We start from the raw sequence: 6,031 nt of genomic DNA on the forward strand, positions 1-6,031 counted from the left end.
TCGCGACCAGCAGCCAGCCGCCATAGAGCAAATAATAGCTCGCCACCGTCGTGATGATGTAATTGGCCCAGCGGCGGAATTGCGCATCGCTCATCGCCTCCAGCACGCGGCGCGACAGCGTGGTGCCGAGCATCGAGGCCGCGACCGCGACGGCGGCGAGCACCGGATCGAGACTCGCGGCCTGGTCGATGATGCCGCCGAAATAGATCAGCTTGGTGAAATGGCTTGCGACCTGGCAGGTCGCCTTGGTAGCGACGATGGCGCGCCGCTCGAACTTGCCGCCGAGGAAGAAGGTGTCGAGCAACGGCCCGGAGACGCCGGTCATCAGCATCAACCCCATGCAGATCGAGCCGTACAGCGCGCCCTGCCAGATGTTCTCGGGGTCGGGCTTGACGCTGGACGGCAGCATCCGCGCCATGAACGGCGTGACGCCGAGCAGCAGCAGCGCGACCGGCTTGTCCGGCACGTAGCGGGTGACCGACCATAGCCCGAGCGCGACCGCGCAGCCGATCAGGTAGACGAACACCGGGCGCCAGCGGATATGGGCGCGCCACAGCACTGCGCGCCAGCCGTTCGAGGCCATCTGCGTGACCGCGTGCAGCACCATCGCGGTCGGCAACGGCATCAGCGCCAGCAGCACGCCGATCAGCACCAGTCCGCCCGCCATGCCGAACAGCCCCGACAGGAACGCGGTCGCGACCATCAGGGCCCCCAGCGCGGCGATCATCAACGTCGTCATTCAACTCCCTCGATGTGGTTCTCCCTCGCCCCGCCCTTGCAGGTAGAGGGTCGGGGTGAGGGGCTGTCTCCACGAGCACTGCCCGTGGAGAGGCCCGCACCCGGCGTCGCGCGCCGACCTCTCCCCGTGAAAGAACGGGGAGAGGTGACTCGAGCGCTCCTACTTGTTTGTGCCCCGCTTGCGCCTGAAGCGCAAACGGAGTTATCTCATTCTCAGCATCAGCTTTCCTGAGGGTCATTCCCGGCGCATGCGCAGGCTCCTGTTTCTCAACGGCATCAAGGCGTTCGAGGCCGCCGCCCGCACCGGCAGCTTCGCCGCCGCGGGAGGCGAGCTCAACGTCTCGCCGGCTGCGGTCAGCCGCATGGTGCATCTGCTCGAAGAGCGGCTCGGCGTCGCGCTGTTCGAGCGCAAGGCCAACAGGCTGGCGCCGACGCCGGCGGGCCGCGCCTATCAGAGCGGGTTGACGCCGATCTTCGACGCGCTGGCGAGCCTGACCGCGCAGGTGACGACGCCGGCCTCGCTCCGCGTCCTTACCATCGGCGTCGGGCCGACCTTCGCAATGCGCTGGCTGATTCCGCGATTGGCGGATTTCCGGAAGGAAGAGCCCGATATCGACGTGCGCATCACCACCGGTGGCGCGGCCGCGCCGTTCGCCGACGACTGGAGCTGCGGCATCAAGCTCGGCGACGGCGCCTGGCCGGGCTTCGCGGCCGAGCCGCTGTTCGCCGCCGACCTCCTGCCGGTGTGCACGCCAAGGCTTGCGAGCCCCCTGAAGCGTCCGGGCGACCTCAGGGGATCCAGCCTGCTGCGCGTCGCGCATTCGCCCGACGACTGGCCACGCTGGCTGAAGGCCGCCGGCGTCGCGCGGGTCGGCGCGCGCGGCCCCGAATTCCAGTTCTACGGCCAGGCGCAGCAGGCGGCCGTGGACGGGCTCGGCATCGCCATGGGCATCCGGCCCTATATCGACGACGACCTCGCCGCGGGCCGACTGGTGACGCCGTTCGAGCTCAGCGTGCCCAAGGGCATGCGCTGGTATCTGGTCTATCGCGGCTTCCAGACCGGCCAGCGCGACTTCGCCGCGTTCCGCCGCTGGATCATGCAGGCGGCGGCCGCGCCGTCGGTGCGCGCCAGCCGCACGCCCGGATCGAGATTGTGATGTCGTTGCGGGGCCCCGCCTGATAGGCTGCGCGGCAAGGTATCCGCGCCACTCGGGCGAGGCACGAAGATGATCAAGGCCTTACTGCTTGACCTCGGCGGCACGCTGATCGATGCGCAGGAGAAGGTGTTTCCGGGCGTCCCGGACGCCCTGCGCGTGATCGAGACCTTCGAGACCGCGGAGCAAGAGCCGCTGGTCGTGTGCCTGGTCTCGGACTTCACGATGCCCGAACCACGGACGGAGGCGGCGATCACTGCGGCATTCGCCGATTACCTGAAGATCCTGGACCGGACCGGCCTGCGCCCGTTGTTCGAGCCGGTCGACGAGCGCGTGACCTTGTCGACCCAGGTCGGGGTGAGGAAGCCCGCCGCCGCGCTGTTCGAGGCCGCGCTCGCGCGCGCCAAGGTCGACGGCACCCTGAGCGAGGCGCTGTTCATCACCGAGGATGCCGGCCACATCGCCGCCGGTCGAAAGCTCGGCATGAGCGCGCTGCAATTCGGCGTCGACTTCAGCGACTGGTCGACGGCGGCGCTGCTGATCTCGAAGAGGATCGGCGCCTCGGGATTCAGGAACAGCGAAGCTGCCTTGCGGCCGGCGCTGGCGGATCACGGCCTGCAGCTTCAGTCGATCGACAGCGTCGGCCCCAATCGGATTCGTGGGACCGCACGCAACCTGGTGAAGCTGAATGCGCCCGAGCTCGGAGATCTCAGCGGCGTGCATGTCGAGCTGCCGGTCGACCTCGAGGCGCACCTCGATCCGGCGGGCCGGATCACGGCGGTGCAGTCCCGGCCCCGGCCGGAAGACGTCGCCGAGGCGGTTCAAGCGGTGCAGACGCTCGCGGCCAATCGGCAGATCGCCGACGGCGCGCCCGATCCCACGTCCCCGGTGCTGCCGACGCATCGGCTCGAGACCGACGCAGAGGGGGGGCGCATCCTGCGCCGCTGCCGCTTCACCGCCTGGTGAAAGCTCTAGCCCCGGCAGCAACCGCAGAGGAACCGAATCCGGGTCAGCACCTTCTTGCCGCCAACGGTGCGGATCACATGGGTCGGCAGGTCGTTCGACCTCCGCTTGACCGCGACCAGTGTTTTCTTGGCGCCTTTTTTGGCGCCCCTGGTCGGTCGGGTGTCGAGTGCAATCCGGCCGTTGCCGAGCAGCGTCTCGACGAAGGCACCGACTTCGTCCTCGGTGCGGTTCGGCTCCGGCAGCGCGCCGAGCACCGCCGCGCGGCTTCCGGAGCGGCCGACCAGGACCGGCTCGGCCGCATAGGCGATCACGCCGCGCAGCCGCCTGTCGATAGTGCCGAGCGGGACCTCGCGGCGATGCACGGCTTCCGCCACGTCGTCGCCGAGCATCGAAAGCGGACGGACCGCGAATCTCGCGCCCGGCTTCGCGCCGATCCGCTGGCGCAGGTCGCTGAGCGTGCTCGGGGCGATCGTGGCCTTGGTCTTCAGGATTTTCGGCGCCGGGCCCGCCAGCGCCGCCGTCGGCGCGGTCATCGCGGCGCTGCCCAGCATGATGGCGTGATCGGCGAACGCCTTGCCGATGGCGTCGCGATGCGCGCCGTCATTGAGCTGATCGTCGACCTTCACCATGGCGCGGCCGACGGCCTGGAAATACCGCGCCGTTTCCGGCGTCTGGCGCACTGCCTCCACCAGCAGCCTGCCGCAGGTCCGCGCCGCGGTCAGCAGCGCCGCCTCGTCGTCCGCATCACCGGAGGTGAAGACGGCCCGCACCGTGTCGTAGAACGCGCCGCTGAAGACCCGGCTGAAATTGTGGCTCTCGCGCGACAGCCTCTCCGGCGGATCGGTGAAGGCGCCGACCGGCAGCGTGCTCGGAAGCTGCCACTTGAATTGATTGAGCGCGTGGCGCGGCTGCGACGGATTGACGTCGCCGAACTGCTTGCGGATGGCCGCGGAGAGATATTCGGAGTTCGCCTCGACGAAATTCGGCTTGGACAGGTCCGGCGTGATCGCGAGCAATTTGATCCGCGTCGCCTGGTCGGAGAGCGCGGTCAGCAGCGCCGTGATGTCGCCGAACGCCTCGTGGAACGCGCCGACCTCGGGCACGCTGCTGCCGAACAGTTCCGGCCGCTGCGAGTCGAGCAGCGCGTGGCCGACCTCATGGCTCACAGTGTCGGTGCTGGCCGCCGAGAAGGTGGTGGTGGTGCCGTCGTCGAAATCGAAGAAGCGGACGCCCCTGCCGTCATAAAAGGCGTTGAGCCGCTGCGGACCGACGATCTCGCCATCGTCGAAGGTCAGGCTGATGTCGATGCGCGACGGGTTTGCCGAGCGGTTGGCCCAGCTGGTGAGGTTGCCCGCATAGCTCTCCCAGGTTTCGACCGCCGCGAGCGCCGCCTCGCGGCTTTGCCAGAACAGGAAGTCGCGCTGGTCGAACGCGAACTCGCCTTCGGGCGCGTGCGCCTCGAAGTTGAAATTGGCGCGCCCGGCCGGGCGATCGGGCCGCGCCGGCTGTTGACGCTCGGGCATGTCGTCCTGCGCGTTGGGGTCATTCGGGATGAAATTGATGGTCATGATGCTCTCCCCGTGATGGATGGCGGCTTGCCGCTCGTTGCGGGCGAAATTGCGCCGCCAACCCGGCGTCCTTAAATCGATCGTGTAGCAAAGCGATCCAGAGTAGCCCCCGCGGGAGCCCTGCACGACAATGCGCGCGCAAAAAAATGCCGCAGACCCTGTGAACCGCTTCACAGGCGCGCGCGGGACTTTGTGGTCGGGTTTCCGCCGCACGCAGCGGGGTTCGGTCATGACCATTTTCCACGACGGGTACGACATCGAATCGTTCGAGGCCGGCCGCGGCCTCTGGCATGCCCGGATCCGCCGCGCGGATCGGCAGCCTGTGGTGATCGACGGTTGCCCATTTCCGCTGGTCGAGATCGGCTTCGCCTGGTTCGACGAGGACGCCGCCATCACCGACGCGCGACAACACATCGATCGTTGCAAGCACCGCTGGTCGGTTCCGGACGCGGCCCGCGCGGCGCCGGCGACTGTTGCCAGCCGCTGACAGCGGCTCGCTTCGCCCTTTCCTGGCGGGCGGACTCGTCCCATATTCGCGGCATGGCGAAAAAACCCGACGCTCCGAAGAAACCCGCAAGATCACCGCGATCCAAGGCGCACCGGCCCGACGTTCAGCCGATCGGCCCGGCGCTGGCCGAGCTGCTCAATCCCGCAATCAATCGCGGCGAGAGCGGCCTCGGTTCCTCCACCGGATTGCAGCCGCCGCCGGACAATTCCTTCGACCGCCGCGCCGGCGGCGAGGCCGCCGCCCATCGCGCGCGTGCCTCGACGCGCGGCAAGGGCGAGGATGTGGCGAAGCGGGATGCGGCGGACGCCACGTCGCGTGGCTTTCCCCCACCCAACCCTCCCCCGCTTGCGGGGGAGGGCTCCAGACGGCCAGCGCCGGGTATAAGCGGCCAAGATGATTCCGTGGCGGAGCAGCCCGCGTCCCCTCTCCCGCTTGCGGGGGAGGGTCAGGGTGGGGGTGCCTCCGCGAACTCCGTCGTCGACGAAGATGAAGGTGGAGCAGCTCAAGGCCATACCCCGAAACTAATGCCGCTGCGGCCGAACCCGCAGCCGATCGGCGCGCGCAACTCCGCGAACTCCGGCCTCTCCGAAGCCCCCCAGGCCAATTACGGCACCTCGGCCACCATACCGACGCTCGATCCGGAGCTGGCGCGGCAGCTCGGGCTGCCGACTGCGGAGGACGATGAGGAGGCGCTCGCGCGGCCGCCGCGCAGCAAGATGGAAGCGCTCGGCGTCAAAGCCACCGCGGATGCGCTGGAGGCGCTGATCCGCGAGGGCCGTCCGGAATTCCGGAAAGACGACGGCAGTATGAAGGTGTGGACGCCGCACCGGCCGCCGCGTCCGGAGAAGAGCGAGGGCGGCGTCCGCTTCGAGATCAAGTCCGACTACGCCCCGAAGGGCGACCAGCCGCAGGCGATCGCCGAACTGGTCGAGGGCATCCAGCGCAACGATCGCAGCCAGGTGCTGCTCGGCGTCACCGGGAGCGGCAAGACCTACACCATGGCCAAGGTGATCGAGGCCACCCAGCGCCCGGCGCTGATCCTGGCGCCGAACAAGACGCTGGCCGCGCAGCTCTATGGCGAGTTCAAGAACTTCTTC

At 68.6% G+C, this 6,031-nt stretch carries 6 protein-coding genes; 4 read left to right on the forward strand and 2 right to left on the reverse strand.

Annotated elements, in window-relative coordinates; genetic code table 11:
* The coding region (locus JOY90_RS22220; RefSeq protein ID WP_291693261.1) for a sulfite exporter TauE/SafE family protein at nucleotides 1-739 on the reverse strand (739 nt) is incomplete at its 3' end.
* A gap of 247 nt (nucleotides 740-986) precedes the next feature.
* On the opposite strand from JOY90_RS22220, the gene JOY90_RS22225 reads away from it, so the two are divergent.
* Nucleotides 987-1,895 (forward strand): LysR substrate-binding domain-containing protein, encoded by a 909-nt coding sequence (locus JOY90_RS22225; protein ID WP_291693262.1) that lies wholly within the window; start codon nucleotides 987-989, stop codon nucleotides 1,893-1,895.
* Nucleotides 1,896-1,964: 69 nt separating this feature from the next.
* Nucleotides 1,965-2,858, forward strand: coding sequence for a hypothetical protein (locus JOY90_RS22230; RefSeq protein ID WP_291693263.1), 894 nt, complete (start codon nucleotides 1,965-1,967; stop codon nucleotides 2,856-2,858).
* A gap of 5 nt (nucleotides 2,859-2,863) precedes the next feature.
* On the opposite strand, the gene JOY90_RS22235 is transcribed toward JOY90_RS22230, so the two are convergent.
* Complete coding sequence (locus JOY90_RS22235) at nucleotides 2,864-4,426, reverse strand: hypothetical protein (RefSeq protein ID WP_291693264.1); 1,563 nt, start codon at nucleotides 4,424-4,426, stop codon at nucleotides 2,864-2,866.
* 229 nt (nucleotides 4,427-4,655) lie between these two features.
* Between JOY90_RS22235 and JOY90_RS22240 the strand changes: the two genes are divergently transcribed.
* Entirely contained in the window at nucleotides 4,656-4,913 is a 258-nt protein-coding gene (locus JOY90_RS22240; protein WP_291693265.1) for a hypothetical protein, read from the forward strand.
* A gap of 53 nt (nucleotides 4,914-4,966) precedes the next feature.
* Nucleotides 4,967-6,031: DEAD/DEAH box helicase family protein (locus JOY90_RS22245; protein ID WP_291693266.1), on the forward strand; the 1,065-nt coding region annotated here is incomplete at its 3' end.

Source organism: Bradyrhizobium sp. (assembly GCF_019242285.1).
Lineage (GTDB): Bacteria > Pseudomonadota > Alphaproteobacteria > Rhizobiales > Xanthobacteraceae > Bradyrhizobium.